Annotated in this window: 15 protein-coding genes; 8 read left to right on the forward strand and 7 right to left on the reverse strand. The window is 68.3% G+C overall.

Going from position 1 to position 15409, the window contains the following annotated elements; genetic code table 11:
• Positions 1–3: 3 nt before the first annotated feature.
• Positions 4–1872, reverse strand: a complete 1869-nt coding sequence (gene cobT, locus LHP98_RS00695) for a cobaltochelatase subunit CobT (protein WP_227250576.1) — start codon at positions 1870–1872, stop codon at positions 4–6.
• A gap of 51 nt (positions 1873–1923) precedes the next feature.
• Entirely contained in the window at positions 1924–2898 is a 975-nt protein-coding gene (cobS, locus tag LHP98_RS00700) for a cobaltochelatase subunit CobS (protein WP_227250577.1), read from the reverse strand.
• A 223-nt stretch (positions 2899–3121) separates the two neighbouring features.
• Between cobS and msrB the strand changes: the two genes are divergently transcribed.
• Positions 3122–3583 (forward strand): peptide-methionine (R)-S-oxide reductase MsrB, encoded by a 462-nt coding sequence (gene msrB / locus LHP98_RS00705; RefSeq protein ID WP_227250578.1) that lies wholly within the window; start codon positions 3122–3124, stop codon positions 3581–3583.
• 22 nt (positions 3584–3605) lie between these two features.
• Here msrB and LHP98_RS00710 read toward each other — a convergent pair whose 3' ends face one another.
• Positions 3606–4217 (reverse strand): hypothetical protein, encoded by a 612-nt coding sequence (locus LHP98_RS00710; protein WP_227250579.1) that lies wholly within the window; start codon positions 4215–4217, stop codon positions 3606–3608.
• 77 nt (positions 4218–4294) lie between these two features.
• The gene (locus LHP98_RS00715; RefSeq protein ID WP_227250580.1) at positions 4295–4933 is read right to left on the reverse strand and encodes a J domain-containing protein; all 639 of its coding nucleotides are present in this window, start codon (positions 4931–4933) and stop codon (positions 4295–4297) included.
• Between the two features lie 85 nt (positions 4934–5018).
• On the opposite strand from LHP98_RS00715, the gene LHP98_RS00720 reads away from it, so the two are divergent.
• On the forward strand, positions 5019–5270 hold the full coding sequence (locus tag LHP98_RS00720; RefSeq protein WP_227250581.1) for a BolA family protein: 252 nt from the start codon (positions 5019–5021) through the stop codon (positions 5268–5270).
• Between the two features lie 181 nt (positions 5271–5451).
• On the opposite strand, the gene LHP98_RS00725 is transcribed toward LHP98_RS00720, so the two are convergent.
• Positions 5452–7599, reverse strand: a complete 2148-nt coding sequence (locus LHP98_RS00725) for a malate synthase G (RefSeq protein ID WP_227250582.1) — start codon at positions 7597–7599, stop codon at positions 5452–5454.
• 216 nt (positions 7600–7815) lie between these two features.
• Between LHP98_RS00725 and LHP98_RS00730 the strand changes: the two genes are divergently transcribed.
• Positions 7816–8148, forward strand: a complete 333-nt coding sequence (locus LHP98_RS00730; protein WP_227250583.1) for an ArsR/SmtB family transcription factor — start codon at positions 7816–7818, stop codon at positions 8146–8148.
• Positions 8148–8615, forward strand: coding sequence for an SRPBCC family protein (locus LHP98_RS00735; RefSeq protein ID WP_227250584.1), 468 nt, complete (start codon positions 8148–8150; stop codon positions 8613–8615). The genes LHP98_RS00730 and LHP98_RS00735 overlap by 1 nt, the downstream gene beginning before the upstream one ends.
• A gap of 399 nt (positions 8616–9014) precedes the next feature.
• On the opposite strand, the gene LHP98_RS00740 is transcribed toward LHP98_RS00735, so the two are convergent.
• Complete coding sequence (locus LHP98_RS00740; protein WP_227250585.1) at positions 9015–9773, reverse strand: phosphoribosylaminoimidazolesuccinocarboxamide synthase; 759 nt, start codon at positions 9771–9773, stop codon at positions 9015–9017.
• Between the two features lie 164 nt (positions 9774–9937).
• Here LHP98_RS00740 and LHP98_RS00745 point away from each other — a divergent pair, with 164 nt between their 5' ends.
• The 3 genes from LHP98_RS00745 to bmt all read left to right on the forward strand — a co-directional run bounded on the left by LHP98_RS00745 (position 9938) and on the right by bmt (position 13338).
• Positions 9938–10252, forward strand: a complete 315-nt coding sequence (locus tag LHP98_RS00745; protein ID WP_227250586.1) for a DUF1476 domain-containing protein — start codon at positions 9938–9940, stop codon at positions 10250–10252.
• Positions 10253–10409: 157 nt separating this feature from the next.
• On the forward strand, positions 10410–12296 hold the full coding sequence (locus LHP98_RS00750) for a phosphatidylglycerol lysyltransferase domain-containing protein (protein ID WP_227250587.1): 1887 nt from the start codon (positions 10410–10412) through the stop codon (positions 12294–12296).
• Positions 12297–12324: 28 nt separating this feature from the next.
• A complete protein-coding gene (bmt, locus tag LHP98_RS00755) occupies positions 12325–13338 on the forward strand; it encodes a betaine--homocysteine S-methyltransferase (protein ID WP_227250588.1) in 1014 nt (337 codons plus the stop codon).
• A 43-nt stretch (positions 13339–13381) separates the two neighbouring features.
• On the opposite strand, the gene LHP98_RS00760 is transcribed toward bmt, so the two are convergent.
• Positions 13382–14470, reverse strand: a complete 1089-nt coding sequence (locus LHP98_RS00760; RefSeq protein WP_227250589.1) for a PA0069 family radical SAM protein — start codon at positions 14468–14470, stop codon at positions 13382–13384.
• A 158-nt stretch (positions 14471–14628) separates the two neighbouring features.
• Here LHP98_RS00760 and LHP98_RS00765 point away from each other — a divergent pair, with 158 nt between their 5' ends.
• Positions 14629–15327 (forward strand): corrinoid protein, encoded by a 699-nt coding sequence (locus LHP98_RS00765; protein ID WP_227250590.1) that lies wholly within the window; start codon positions 14629–14631, stop codon positions 15325–15327.
• The last annotated feature ends 82 nt before the right edge of the window (positions 15328–15409 follow it).

Below are 15409 nucleotides of genomic sequence, written 5' to 3' on the forward strand. Positions count from 1 at the left end.
CCTTCAGCCGGCCTTGCGCATCCCCACCCGGGCCCGCTTGCGCGGGTCCTTGTCGAACAGCCCCGCCAGTTGCTCGGTCATCGCGCCGGCCAGTTGCTCGACATCGGTGATGGTCACCGCGCGCTGGTAATAGCGCGTCACGTCATGGCCGATGCCGATGGCGATCAACTCCACCGCCTTGCGCCGTTCGACCAGCGCGATGACATCGCGCAGGTGCTTTTCCAGGAAGCTGGCCGGGTTCACGCTCAGGGTCGAATCATCCACCGGCGCGCCGTCGCTGATCACCATCATGATCTTGCGCGCCTCGGGCCGCGCCAGCATCCGCCGATGCGCCCATTCCAGCGCTTCGCCGTCGATGTTCTCCTTCAAGAGACCTTCCTTCATCATCAGCCCCAGGTTGGCCCGCGCCCGCCGCCAGGGCGCATCGGCCGACTTGTAGATGATGTGGCGCAAATCGTTCAGCCGGCCCGGCGCCTGCGGTCGCCCCTGCGCCAGCCACCGCTCGCGCGCCTGCCCGCCCTTCCAGGCCCGGGTGGTGAAGCCGAGGATTTCGACCTTGACGCTGCACCGCTCCAGCGTCCGCGCCAGCACGTCGGCGCAGATCGCCGCAATGGAAATCGGCCGGCCCCGCATCGACCCCGAGTTGTCCAGCAGCAGCGTCACCACCGTGTCGCGGAATTCGGTGTCCTTTTCCCACTTGAAGCTGAGGGGCGTGGTCGGGTTCGCCACCACCCGCGCCAGCCGCCCGGCATCCAGGATGCCTTCCTCAAGATCGAACAGCCAGCTGCGGTTCTGCTGCGCCTGCAAGCGGCGCTGCAACTTGTTCGCCAAGCGCCCCACGGCGCCCTTCAAGGGGTCAAGCTGCTGGTCCAGATAGGCCCGCAGCCGCTCCAGCTCGGCCGGCTCGGCCAGCTCTTCCGCCTTGATTTCCTCATCGAAATCGGTGGTATAGACGGTGTAGTTCGGGTCCGCGTCGGAATGCGGCGCGGGCGGCGGAGGCTCCAGCGGCGCCTCGCCTTCGGGCAGTTCCGCCTCGTCGCCCATCTCGGCCTCGGCGCTGTCCTCCATGCTGACCTGCGCCTGGGACTGGTCCTGCTGCTCGTCCTGGCTCCGCTCGGGGCTGGCCTCGCTGTCCTCGCCCTCCTGCTGCTCCTCGCCGGACGAATCCGGGTTGTCCTGGTCTTCCTCGGCCTCGTCGCCCATGTCCTCGTCTTCGGGGCGGTCCGGGTCGTCGCCCAACTGGTCGCCATAGCCAAGGTCGGAAATCACCTTGCGCGCGAGGCGCGCAAAGGCCGCCTGGTCGGCCAGCACGTGGTCAAGGTTCTCCAGCGTGCCGCCGGCCTGCTCCTCGATGAAACCGCGCCAGAGGTTCATCACGTTCTGCGCACCCGCCGGCAGGTCGCGGCCCGTGGCCAGGCTGCGCACCAGATAGCCCGCCGCGACGGACAGCGAGGCATCCTGCTGGTTGGTGATCTGGCCATAGCCCTTGCGGTCGGCCTCATGGCCGATCTTGGCGTCGATGTTGGTGGCCGTGCCCGGCATCTCGCGCGCGCCCATCGCCTCGCAGCGGGCCACTTCCATCGCGTCATAGATGTCGCGCGCCAGTTGCCCGGTGGGCGAATAGCGGTTGGAAACCCCGTCATCGTGGAACTTGCGCCGCAAGGCAAAGGCATCCGCCGTGCCGCGCGCCAAGAGCACCTCGTCCCGCGTCATCCGCCGAGACACTTGCGGCAGGCGGATGCCTTCCTTGTTCATCCCCGGCGGATCGACCGAGTAGGAGACGGTCATCTCCGGGTCATCCGCCATGGTGCGCGTGGCCTCGGCCAGCGCCTTCTTGAACGGGTCCGCGGGGTTGTCGGTGGGTTTGGTCATCTCACGCCCGCATCATCCTTCGGTGGGGCGGGGTTCGCCCCGCCGCCCGGATCACTTCATCGCCTGGCTCGCCGCGCTTTCCGGCAGTTCCTCGTTGAAGCAGCGCTGGTAGAATTCGGCCACGGTCTGCCGCTCCAGCTCGTCGCACTTGTTCAGGAAGGTCAGCCGGAAGGCATAGCCCAGGTTGCGGAAAATCTCCGCATTCTGCGCCCAGTTCAGCACCGTGCGCGGGCTCATCACCGTCGACAGGTCGCCGTTCATGAAAGCGGTGCGGGTCAGGTCCGCCACGGTGACCATCTGCGAAATGGTCTTGCGGCCCTTGTCGGTGTTGTAATGCGGGTTCTTGGCCAGCACGATCGCGGTTTCGGCGTCGTGGCTGAGGTAGTTCAGCGTCGCCACCAGGCTCCAGCGGTCCATCTGCGCCTGGTTGATCTGCTGCACGCCATGATAAAGCCCCGTTGTGTCGCCCAGGCCCACGGTGTTGGCCGTGGCGAACAGCCGGAAGCTGGGATGCGGGGTGATGATCTCGTTCTGGTCCAGAAGGGTCAGCTTGCCGTCATGCTCCAGCACCCGCTGGATCACGAACATCACGTCGGCGCGGCCCGCATCATACTCGTCGAAGACGATGGCCACCGGGTTGCGCAGCGCCCAGGGCAGGATGCCCTCGTGAAAGCGCGTGACCTGCTTGCCGTCTTCCAGCTTGATCGCATCCTTGCCGATCAGGTCGATCCGGCTGATGTGGCTGTCCAGGTTCACCCGCACGCATTGCCAGTTCAGCCGTGCCGCCACCTGCTCGATATGGGTCGACTTGCCGGTGCCGTGATAGCCCTGGATCATCACCCGGCGGTTGTAGGCAAAGCCCGCCAGGATGGCCAGCGTGGTGTCGGGGTCGAACTTGTAGGTCGGGTCGATCTCGGGCACGCGCTCGCCGCGCTCCTCGAAGGCCTTCACCTTCATCTCGGTGTCGATCCCGAAGACATCGCGGACCGAGATTTCCTCGGTGGGTTTGATCGGCGTATTGGGCATCGTCGCGTTCCGGTGAGGGCTGTCGAAAGGTTCATGGAACATAACGCAAGGGGCCGCAAGGGGAAGCCCGGGGGAAGTCCGGAGTAAGCATTGGGGCGAAGCATTGGGGAAGTCCGGGGGCGATCCTCGCGCACACGCCGGATCGCATCTGCGTGAAGGCGGTAACCAGAGCGCCCGGTTGCGCGTATTGAAGGACAGGCCGACCGCAAGAGGAGAACCGCCGATGCACCGCCGCCTGTTCCTGGCCACCGCCGCCGCCCTGGGGCTGACCCGTCCCGCCCGGGCCGAAGACAGCTTCGAGGTCACCCTGTCCGAGGCGGATTGGCGCGCCCGGCTCAGCCCGGCGCAATACGCCGTGCTGCGCCAGGAAGACACCGAGCGCGCCGGTTCCAGCCCGCTGGACAAGGAATATGGCGCGGGCACCTACCACTGCGCCGGCTGCGACCTGCCGGTGTTTTCCTCCGACACCAAGTTCGACAGCGGCACCGGCTGGCCGTCGTTCTGGGACCCGCTGCCCGATGCGATCCGCACCCGCGAGGACACCTCGCTGTTCCTGGGCACAAGGACCGAGGTGCATTGCCGCCGCTGCGGCGGGCATTTCGGCCATGTCTTTCCGGACGGGCCGCCGCCGACCGGGTTGCGCTACTGCATGAACGGTCTGGCGCTGGTGTTCAAACCGGCGTGACCGTGGCGGAAAGGCCGACCGCTCAGTCCGCCGATTTCTCGTCGATGCAGGCCACGCGGATCACGCCGTTCTTGTCCGTGGTGGCACAGAGCTCAGTCCCGGTGCACTTTTCCGGATTGCCGGGCGCCAGCGGTATGGCCACGCCGCCAAGGCCTGCGCATTCCTGCGTGGTCAGTTCCTCGAAGGTTGTCGCATCTGCCGCAAGTCCGCCGCCCGAACCGGTCACCGCATCGACGGCCAGTCCGGCCCCTGCTGCCTTGCGCTTCGTGCCGCCGCCGTCCTCGGGCTTGACCTCGGCTTCCAGACAAACCCGATGGCGCTGGCCGTTTTCGTCGGTGGTCCCGCACAACTTGCCAGACTTGCAGAGGCCAAGGCCCTCTTCGAACACCGTCCCTCCCAAGCCCGTGCACTCGGACTGGGTTAGTTCGGTGATGGTCGCGCCGTCGATCTCAAGCGAGCCGATGGCTTCGTCGAGGACGCCGGTCGCGCGCTTGGGATTGGCGGCTTCCTGTGCCATGGCGGCAGGCCCGAAGGCCAGAAACAGGCCAAGAACAAGCGGTGCGGCCGGTCGAAGCCTGCGGCGATTGGGGGATGAACCTTCAAGGGCGAAAACCTGCGACATCGGCATCCCCATGGCAAACGCAATTCATGCAAATCGCAGTCAGGAAAGCACGGAAAACGGCTTTCGTCAATTTTCCGGGGCGGCGCCGCCTATTCCCGGAAGTAGCGGCTGTCCTTGAGCTGGTCCCAGGCCCAGACCACCTCTTGCAGGCGTTCCTCGTCGCGCCGGTCGCCGCCGTTCATGTCGGGGTGCAGGTCCTTGACCAGGCTCTTGTATTGCTTGCGGATGTCGGTCTTGGTCCAGGTGTCGCGGGCGTCCAGGATCTCCAGCGCCTTGCGCTCGGTCGGCGGCAGCTTGCGGGTGGCGCCCGAGGCGGGGGTGGGGCCGCGGTTCAGCGTGGCCTTCTCGCCCAGGATCTGCATCGGGTCGTCAACGCCCATGCGCGCCCAGGCATTGCCGTCGCCCTGGCGCGAAAAGGGCTTGGTCTCGCGGCCCCAGAGGCGGTCCTTCTCGACGAATTTCTGGAATTCCTCGTCGGTGGCGCCGTGGAAGAAGTTCCACTTCAGGTTGTAGTCGCGGATGTGGTCCTTGCAGAACCAGAAGAACTCGTCCAGCAGATCGGGGGATTTCGGCGCCCGGAAGGCGCCCGTGCCGGTGCAGCCGGGATAGTCGCAAGCCCGCCCCGCAGCCTCGGCAGAGGCCGCCGCAGCGCCGCGGCGTCCCGCGGCCTTGCGCTTTTTGTCGGCGCTGACGCGGATGTCGAATTCGAAGGGCGGCTTGGTGACCATGGGGCAGGGGCCTTTGAGAGCCTTTCCGACTCGGGCGGCCAAGTTTAGGGGTTTCGGCAGCGGATTGAAGGGGCAGGTGAAAAAAATGAACGTGAAGGATCAGATTGAGGCACGGTTGCACGCGGCGTTCCGGCCGGAAGAGCTGGAGGTGGAGAACGAAAGCCACCGGCACGCCGGGCATGCGGGCGATGATGGCACGGGCGAAAGCCACTTCCGGGTGCGCATCAGGGCGGCGGAACTGGCCGCGATGAGCCGGGTGGACCGCCACCGCGCCGTGACCCGGGCGCTGGGCGACCTTGTCCCCCGCATCCATGCGCTGGCCCTCGACATCGGATGATGCGGCGGAGCGTCAGCAAGCGGACGGGCGGTTCTTGCCTCGTCGTCACATGCGCCCCTCTCCAGACGTCGGGGGCGCTGCCCCCGCACCCCCGGGGTATTTCTGCCAAGATGAAGATCATGCCGCTTCATCTCGGTTCAAATACCCCCCGCGCGGAGCGCATCCTGTCTGGAGGTATCGGTCAGCCCGCCGCCTTGGCCTTCAGCCGCCAGGCGTGCAGCAGCGGTTCGGTATAGCCCGAGGGCTGCGTGCGGCCCTGGAAGACCAGATCGCAGGCGGCCTGGAAGGCGATGCCCTGGAAGGTCGGGGCCATCGGCCGGTAGCGGGGGTCGTCCTGGTTCTGGCGGTCGACCACGGCGGCCATCTTCCGCAGCGCCGCCATCACCTCGTCCGCGCTGACCACCCCGTGATGCAGCCAGTTGGCGATGTGCTGGGCCGAGATGCGGCAGGTCGCGCGGTCCTCCATCAGGCCGACATCGTTCACGTCCGGCACCTTGGAACAGCCCACCCCCTGGTCGATCCAGCGCACCACATAGCCCAGGATGCCCTGCGCGTTGTTCTCGACCTCGCGCGCCACCTGGGCCGGGGTCCAGGCGCGGAAGCTGGCCAGCGGGATCTCCAGGATGCCATCGACATGCGCCCTGCGGCCGCCCTTTGCCAGCCGCGCCTGCACCGCCGCCACGTCCACCTTGTGGTAATGCAGCGCGTGCAGCGTGGCGGCGGTGGGCGAGGGCACCCAGGCCGTGCTCGCCCCGGCCCGCGGATGGGCGATCTTTTCGTCCAGCATCGCCGCCATCAGGTCGGGCATCGCCCACATCCCCTTGCCGATCTGCGCCCGCCCGGAGAACCCGCATTCCAGCCCGATGTCCACGTTCAGCGCCTCATAGGCGGTGATCCAGGCCTTGCGCTTGATGAAGTCCTTGCGGCTGAACGGCCCGGCTTCCATGCTGGTGTGGATCTCGTCCCCGGTGCGGTCCAGAAAGCCGGTGTTGATGAAGGCCACCCGCGCCTTTGCCGCCCGGATGCATTCCTTCAGGTTCACCGATGTCCGCCGTTCCTCGTCCATGATCCCCAGCTTGACGGTGTTCGGCGCCAGCCCCAGCACCGCCTCGACCCGGCCCATCACGGCATCGGCGAAGGCCACCTCCTCCGGCCCGTGCATCTTGGGCTTGACCACATAGACCGAGCCCTGGACCGAGTTGCGCAAGCCTTCGGTCTTCTTCAGGTCATGCAGCGCCAGGGTCACCGTGACCATGGCATCCATCAGCCCCTCGGGGATCTCGCTGCCATCCGGCAGCAGGACGCCCGGGTTGGTCATCAGGTGGCCGACGTTTCGCACCCACATCAGCGCCCGGCCCTTCAGGGTGAAGGGGCTGCCCGAGGGATCAAGGTATTCGCGGTCCGGCGCCAGCCGCCGGTCGACCCGGCGCCCGGCCTTGTCGAAACTTTCGCTCAGGGTGCCCTTCATCAGGCCCAGCCAGTTGCGATAGGCGCCGACCTTGTCCTCGGCATCCACGCAGGCGACCGAATCCTCGCAATCCATGATCGCCGTCAGCGCGCTTTCCATCTGCACATCGGCCAGACCGGCCTGATCGCGGGCGCCGATGACATGCGCCCGGTCGAAGACCAGGTCCACATGCAGGCCGTGATTGCGCAACAGCACTGCGTCGGGCGCGCGCGGGTTGCCCCGGTAGCCGGCGAACTTTTCGGGCTGCACCAGCGGCAGGTCGTCCACCAGCAGCGCGCCGTCCCTGACGTGATAGCGCCGCGCGTCGGCGTGGCTGGTGCCGGCGATCGGAAACGCCTCGTCCAGGAACACCCGCGCCCGGGCGATCACGCGGGCGCCGCGGCCGCGCTCATAGCCCCCCGCGGGCGGCGGCGACCCCATCGCGTCGGTGCCGTAAAGGCAATCATACAGGCTGCCCCAGCGCGCGTTGGCCGCATTCAGCGCATAGCGGGCGTTGGTCACCGGCACCACCAGTTGCGGCCCGGCCACCCGGGCGACTTCGGGGTCGACGCCGGTTGTCTGAATGGTGAAATCCGGGCCTTCCGGCAACAGATAGCCGATTTCAGCGAGAAACGCCTTGTAGGCCGCATGATCATGCGGCTGGCCGCGCCGGGCGACGTGCCAGGCGTCGATCTGCGCCTGCACCGCCTCGCGCCGGGCCAGCAGCGCCCGGTTCTGCGGCGCGAAATCGCGCACCAGCCCGGCCAACCCGTCCCAGAACGCCGCAGGGGCAAGGCCGGTGCCTGGCAGCGCCTCGTCGTCCAGGAAACGGGCCAAGGCGGCGGCGACGCTCAGGCCGGACTTCTGGACACGGTCGGTCATCGGGGGGCCTTGCGATGGAAGCGGGGAGACTGCACGGCAGATTACCCGCAGGGGCGCCGGGGGCAAGACAAGAGCGTGGCGCCTGGCCCGGTCCGGCGGGGCCGAAATTCGTCCGAATTTCGGCCGCGATTTCCGCGCGGAAATCGTCTCCCGGCCGCCGGCGCGCCATCGGCGCAAAGGTCTTGAGGAATTGCCGCCGGCGTGTTACTTAGCTTTATGACTAAGCATGATCCCGACCTTACCGCGATCTTCCAGGCGCTCTCCGATCCGACCCGGCGGGGCATGATCCAGCGGCTGACCCTGGGCCCGGCGCCGGTGACGGAATTGGCGCAACCCTCCGGTTTGCGGCTGCCCACCATCCTGCGCCACCTTTCCGTCCTGGAAACCGCCGGCCTGGTGGAAACCAGAAAGGAAGGCCGCACCCGGGTGTGCCGCGCGCGCCCCGAGGCGATGCTCTCGGCGGAATCCTGGCTGTCCCAGGTGCGCAACGAATGGGAAGACCGGGCCGACCGTCTGTCGGCATTCCTGCGCAAGCTGAGGGACGACTGATGCTGATCGACCCCGAGACCGATCTGGACCTGATCCGTCACCTGGATGCCCCCCCGGCCAAGGTCTGGCGCTGCTGGACCGAGCCGAAGCTGCTAGAACAATGGTTCGCGCCAAAGCCGGTGGTGACGCGCGATGTGGTGATCGAGTTGGTGCCGGGCGGCAGTTTCAAGACCGTGATGGACGTGCCGGGCCAGGGCGAGATGCCGGGCCACGGCTGCATTCTTGAGGTGGTGCCGCAGCGGCGGTTGGTCTGGACCGACCTCATGCAGGGCGGCTGGCGCCCGAACGCCGAAAGCTTCGGCTTCACCGCCTTCATCCTGCTGGAACCCGAAGGCGACGGCACGCTTTACCGCGCCGTGGCGCTGCACCGCAGCCGGGGCCAGCGCGACGAACATGAGAAGATGGGTTTCCACGACGGCTGGGGCACCGCTACCGCGCAGCTGGGCGCGCTGGCGCTGACGCTCTGACCGCCGTGGTCGGGGCAAGGCGGGCGGTCGACGGCAACCGGGACCAGGTTTGACATCCCGACGCGCCCGACGTCGGTTCTTTGCGGCGATGGCGGCGTCGCAGGCGGGTGTTTCGTGCGGGGATGGCCGTCCCCGATCGTGGCAGGCCGGGGCCGCAGTTCTGCCGTCTTGCCGCCGATGCGCCGATGCCTGGGTTCACGGCCGCGCTCGCGCTGTCACGTGATGGCGGGCCACCGCCGGCCCGGCCCCGGCACGCCTCCCGCCCGCCCACCCCGGCGCGCCGGGGCCGGGCCGGCGCCTTGCGTCGGGACAGCGACAAGTTAAGAAAGTGTGAAATCTGTCTCGCAAGTCATTGAAAAGACTTGCGCCGATGTCTGTCCCATCATGGGACATCCGGTTTCAGTTGATCAGCGAGGCCTTGACCGGGTGGGTCACGTTCGACGGCAGCACGCCCAGCCGGCGCGCCAGTTCGCTGTGAACGTCGGCCATGGGGCCGGGGTCGGCCTGGGTGCCGTCGGCCCGCTCGATCACCCGCAGGTCCCACAGCCGCATCGAATCGGGGCTGATCTCGTCGGCCAGGATCAGCCGCATGAAGTCGCCCTCCCAGACCCGGCCCACCTCGATGCGAAAGTCGGCAAGGCGCACGCCCACCCCCAGCATGACGCCGGACAGGAAGTCGTTCACCCGCAGCGCCAGCGCGATGATGTCGTCGAGGTCCTGCTGGTTGGCCCAGCCGAAGGCGACGATGTGCTCTTCGGACACCAGCGGAGAACCCAGCTTGTCGTCCTTGAAGTAGTATTCCACGATCGGCCGCGGCAGCGGCGTGCCCTCGGGGATGCCCAGCCGGCTGCTGATGTCGCCGGCCGCGAAGTTGCGGACCACCACTTCCAGCGGGATGATCTCGACCATGCGGACCAGTTGCTCGCGCATGTTGAGCCGGCGGATGAAGTGGGTCGGCACGCCGATGGCGTTCAGCCCGGTCATGAAGAATTCCGACAACCGGTTGTTCAGCACGCCCTTGCCTTCGACCGCCGCGCTGATCTGGGCCACCGCGCCCGAGGTCTCGTCGTCCTTGAAGTACTGCACCAGCGTCCCAGGCTCGGGGCCCTCGAACAGGATCTTCGCCTTGCCTTCGTAGACCTTCTTGCGCCGTGCCATGCTTGCTCCGGAACCCAATGACGAAAGGGGCGGCCCAGCCACCCCTGCTTGCCCTTGGCCTATACGGCAAGGCCCCGTCCATCGCAAGGCGGGCGCCTTTGGTCTTGCAGGAGGCGGCCGGGGTGGGCATATGACAGCAAAAGATCGTGCAGCCGGGGAGAGCCATGACCACCTTCGAAGACCGCGAACACGCTTTCGAGGCCAAATTCGCCCATGACAGCGAGATGCAGTTCCGCACCGAGGCGCGCCGCAACAAGCTCTTGGGGCTCTGGGCCGCGGGGCTGATGGGCAAGACCGGCGAGGCGGCCAGCGCCTATGCGCTGGAAGTCGTCAGCGCCGACTTCCAGGAGTCGGGCAGCGAGGACGTGGTGCGCAAGGTCGTCGGCGACCTGGCCGGCAAGGTCAGTGCCGAAGAAGTGCGCGCCAAACTTGGCGAGTTGTTGTCAGTCGCCAAAGCCCAGATGATGGAAGAATTCTGAATCCTTCTTCGCGAAAGCTCAAAGCCGTGCGCCGGGCCGGACCCCGACGCGCGGCTTTTTCACGACTTCCGCCTGCCAACGCCGCCGCCCTTAACCAGTTGGCGAGGCCTGACCTGTAGCCCGGTGTCAACAGGGGCTTGGGACCGCAAGGGTGAAGATGGCAGATCGGATCAGGGCATTGGCCCGGGCGCTGAGGGCGGAACCCGCACTGGGGCAGGGCCTGCGCCCCTGGATCGGCCTCGCCGTTGCGCTGGGCTTGGCCGGGCTGCTGTCGGCCCGCCTGTCCGCGCTGGACACGCTGGCGCTGCGCCAGGCCTTCGCCGCCATCGCTCCGGGTGCCTGGCTGGCGGCCCTGGCCCTGACGGCGATCAGCTTTGCGGCGGTGGGCGGCCATGACGAGACCTTGCATCGCCACCTGGGAACCGGCGTTGGCGCGGCCACGGCGCGGCGGGCCGGCGTGGCAGCCATCGCCCTGTCGCAGATGGCCGGCTTCGGTCTGGTCACCGGCGCGCTGGTGCGCTGGCGGATGCTGCCGGGCCAAAGCCTGGCACAGGCCGGTCGGCTGACGCTGCTGGTCTCGCTGGCCTTTCTGGCCGGCTGGGGCGTGGTAGCCGCAGGCCTTATGCTGACGCTGGGGCCTGTCGCCCTGCGGCCCTGGGCCTGGGCCGGCCTGGCGGCGATGACTGCGATTGTGGCGCATTCGCTGTTCGGCCGGTCTCCGGCGCGGCCCAGCCTTCGGACGCTGTGCCGGGTGGTCGTGCTGGCGGCCGTCGACGTGCTGGCCGCGGCGCTGGCCTTCTGGGTGCTGCTGCCGGTGCCGCTTGCGCTGGACCAGGCGCTGCCGGCCATCGTTCTGGCCATCGGGGCCGGCTTGATCTCGGGCGCGCCCGGGGGCCTGGGTGCCTTTGAACTGACGCTGCTGGCGGCCCTGCCGGGCGTGCCCGAGGCGCCGGTGCTCGCGGCGGTCCTGGCCTGGCGGGCGGTCTATTTCGCCCTGCCAGCGCTGGCCGCGGCGGCGCTGGCGCTGCGCGGGCCGCAGGCGGGCGCAACGCTGACCGCGGTGCCCATGGCCCCGGCCGAGCCTGCCTTCGCCGAGGCCGGGCTGATGCGGCAGGGGGGCTTTCGCCCGCTCCGGACCGGCGGGCTGGTCTGGGCCGTTGCCGACCTGGGGCAGACCCGGGTGCATCTGCGTGCGCCGCTGGCCCGGCGGCTGCGGGGCCAGGAGCCGTTCCAGGCACTGGCGTCCGACGCGCGCGCGGCAGGGCGCGGCGCGGCGATTTACAAGGCCGATCCGGCGGTCGCTGCTGCCGCCCGCCGCGCCGGCTGGCGGGCGGTCGTCGTGGCGCGCGAGGCCTGGCTCGACCCGGGCTGCTTCCGCATCGAACGGCCCGCCTGCGCCGGCCTGCGCCGCAAGCTGCGGCATGCGGCGAAGGCCGAGGTGATGGCGCAGGCCGAGGCGCCGGTGGCTGCCGAACTGGCCCGGATCAACGTCGACTGGGTGGCCACACATGGCGCCGAGCGCGGCTTTTCCATGGGCCGGTTCGAGCCAGGCTATCTGGCCGGGCAACGTCTTTATGTCGCCCGCATCGGCGCGCAGGCGGTGGGCTTCGCCAGCTTTCACGTCAGCGACGGCGAATGGGCGCTGGACCTGCTGCGCCCGCATCCCGCCGCACCGGATGGCGTGGCTCATGCGCTGGTGGCCGCCGCCCTGGCCGATGCGCAGCGGGCCGGCGTGCCGCGTCTGTCGCTGGCCGCGGTGCCCGAGGCCGCCTTTGCCGATGGCCAGGGCATCGCCGCCCGTCTGGGGCGCCGGATCAAGGACAGCGGCACCGGCCTGTTGCAGTTCAAGGCCGCCTTCGCCCCGCGGTGGCAGCGGCTCTATCTCGTCGCGCCGGGCTGGCTGGCGCTGGGCCTTGCCGCCCTGGACATCCGCCGCGCGGTGCTGCGGCCGGTGCCGCTGGCCGCCCCGTCGCCGCCCCCGGCCGAGGGTCCGGAGAATGGATTTGCATCGCCAGGGGACGCATGGCAGAGGAAGGCGGGCTGAGACCCGATGTTTTGAAAGGCACTCCCCCATGGCGACCGACACGCTGAGCACGCTGCTTGCCACCCGCGACTGGCTGATGGCCGACGGGGCCACCGGGACCAACCTCTTCAACATGGGCCTCGCCTCGGGCGAGCCGCCGGAACTGTGGAACGTCGAGCAACCCGCGAACATCCGCAGACTCTATCGGGGCGCCGTCGAGGCCGGGTCGGACATCTTTCTCACCAATACCTTCGGCGGCAATGCAGCGCGGCTGAAGCTGCACAACGCCCAAGGCCGGGTGCGCGAATTGAACCGCGTCGGCGCCGAGCTTGGCCGCGAGATCGCCGACACGGCGGGGCGAAAGGTCGTGGTCGCCGGCTCGGTCGGCCCCACCGGCGAGATATTTCAGCCGATGGGAACCATGACCCATGCCCTGGCGGTGGAGATCTTTCACGAACAGGCCGAGGGGCTGAAAGACGGCGGCGCCGACGTGCTTTGGGTGGAAACCATCAGCGCCCCCGAGGAATACAAGGCCGCAGCCGAGGCGGCGGCGATGGCCGGCATGCCGTGGTGCGGCACCATGAGCTTTGACACCGCCGGGCGGACGATGATGGGCGTGACCTCGGCCGCCATGGCCGAGATGGTAGAAGCGCTGGCGAATCCGCCGCTTGCCTTCGGCGCCAACTGCGGCGTGGGGGCCAGCGACCTGATGCGCACCGTTATGGGGTTCCTGGCAACCGGGACGCATCGGCCGATCATCGCCAAGGGCAACGCCGGCATTCCGAAGTATCACGACGGCCACATCCACTATGACGGCACACCCGAGCTGATGGCGGAATACGCCGTGCTGGCGCGCGACGCCGGAGTTCGGATCATCGGCGGCTGCTGCGGCACCATGCCCGACCACCTGCGGGCCATGCGCGACGCGCTGGAAACCCGCCCGATAGGCCCGCGCCCGACGCTGGACGACATTGCGGCCAAACTCGGCGCCTTCTCCTCGGCCTCGGACGGCACCGGCGACGATGCCGGCCCGAAACGCGAACGCCGCGGGCGCCGCGGCTGATCGAAGGGCGTCCGAATTTTCGTCGAAAATTCGAGGCCCTCGGTCAGAACAGGCTGGGCTGATTGCCGCGCGCCAGCGGCGCCTCGAACAGGTCGCAGCGCAACGGCGGCAGGTCCTTGGCCAGCCCCAGCCGCGCGCAGGCCTTGTCGAAACGCTGGGCGATCAGCCGCGCCCAGAGCCCCTCTCCCCGCATCCGGCGTCCCCATGTGGCGTCATAGTCCTTGCCGCCATGCGCCTCGCGTACCCGGGCCATCACCTTGGCGGCCCGCGCCGGTGCGTGTTCGGCCAGCCAGTCGCAGAACAGGGCCGAGACCTCCTGCGGCAGGCGCAGCATGATCCAGCTGGCCCCCACGGCGCCGGCGTCGCGCGCGGCGCGCAGGATCGGCTCCAGTTCATGGTCGGTCAGCCCCGGGATCACCGGCGCCAGCATCACCCGCACCGGCACGCCCGCCGCGGTCAGCCGCCGGATCACCTCCAGCCGCCGCGCGGGCACCGCCGCCCGCGGCTCCAGCCGCCGCGCCAGGCCGGCGTCCAGAGTGGTGATCGACACCCCCACCCGCAGCAGCCCCTGCGCCGCCATCGGCGCCAGCAGGTCGAGGTCGCGCTCGATCAGCGTGCCCTTGGTGGTGATCGCCAGCGGATGGCGAAACGCGGCCAGGACCTCCAGCACCTCGCGCATCACCCGCCACTTTGCCTCGATCGGCTGATAGGGGTCGGTGTTGGTTCCCAGCGCCACCGGCGCCACCTTGTAGCCGCGGGCGCGCAGTTCCGTCTCCAGCACCGCGCCGATGCCCGGCCGGGCGATCAGCCGGGTCTCGAAGTCCAGCCCCGGCGACAGGTTCAGCCAGGCGTGGGTCGGCCGGGCAAAGCAGTAGATGCAGCCGTGCTCACACCCTCGGTAAGGATTCACGCTGCGGTCGAACGGCAGGTCGGGCGAGCGGTTCCAGCTCAGCGCCGAACGCGGTCGCTCCAGCCGCACCTCGGTGGCGACCAGCCGATCCTCCTCGGCCAGGTCCCAGCCGTCGTCCACCGCCTCGCGGCTTGCCCCCTCGTAGCGGCCGGCCGCATTCGATGTCGCCCCGCGGGCGCGGGCGCGTTGTCCGGGCAGAAGGGAAGGGTGGGTCGCGGGCATTGCATCAGACTAGAACGAAAAGTGAACGTTTGCCAACCCCCACCGCAACGGTTTCCCCTTGCTGTCGGCTTTCACCCGGGGCATGTCGCTAACTGAGAAGTGCGTGCGACACTTTCGCCCCATGCACGAAGCTGAACACGCCATCCCCGGAGCGCCCCATGGCCGACGACGAAGAAATCATCCTCTCCGAGCTTTCCGACGATGAGCTTGTCCTGCAGATGCACGACGACCTTTACGACGGACTGAAGGACGAGATCGAGGAAGGCACCAACATCCTGCTCGGCCGCGGCTGGACGCCCTATGACGTGCTGACCAAGGCGCTGGTCGCCGGCATGAAGATCGTCGGCGACGATTTCCGCGACGGCATCCTGTTCGTGCCCGAAGTGCTGCTGTCAGCCAACGCGATGAAATCCGGCATGTTCATCCTCAAGCCGCTGCTGGCCGAAACCGGCGCGCCGCGGATGGGCAAGATGGTGATCGGCACCGTCAAGGGCGACATCCACGACATCGGCAAGAACCTGGTCGCGATGATGATGGAAGGTGCCGGCTTCGAGGTGGTGGACCTTGGCATCAACAACGCCGTCGAGAAATACCTGGCCGCGCTGGACAGCGAGAAGCCCGACATTCTGGGCATGTCGGCGTTGCTGACCACGACCATGCCCTACATGAAGGTCGTGATCGACACGCTCAAGGAAAAGGGCATGCGCGAGGATTACATCGTGCTGGTCGGCGGTGCGCCCCTGAACGAGGAGTTCGGCCGCGCCATCGGTGCCGACGCCTATTGCCGCGATGCCGCAGTTGCGGTGGAAACCGCCAAGACGCTGGTCAGCCGCAAGCACAACCAACTGAGCGCCTGAGTTTCGGCTGTGACGTTGCGGCAGGCTCCGGAGACTCTCCGGGGCCTCTTTCATTCGTGACTTGGAATTTGTCGCGGGAAGG

The sequence above is a fragment of the Rhodobacter sp. Har01 genome, from assembly GCF_020564565.1.
In the GTDB taxonomy this organism is placed as follows: Bacteria; Pseudomonadota; Alphaproteobacteria; order Rhodobacterales; family Rhodobacteraceae; genus Pseudogemmobacter.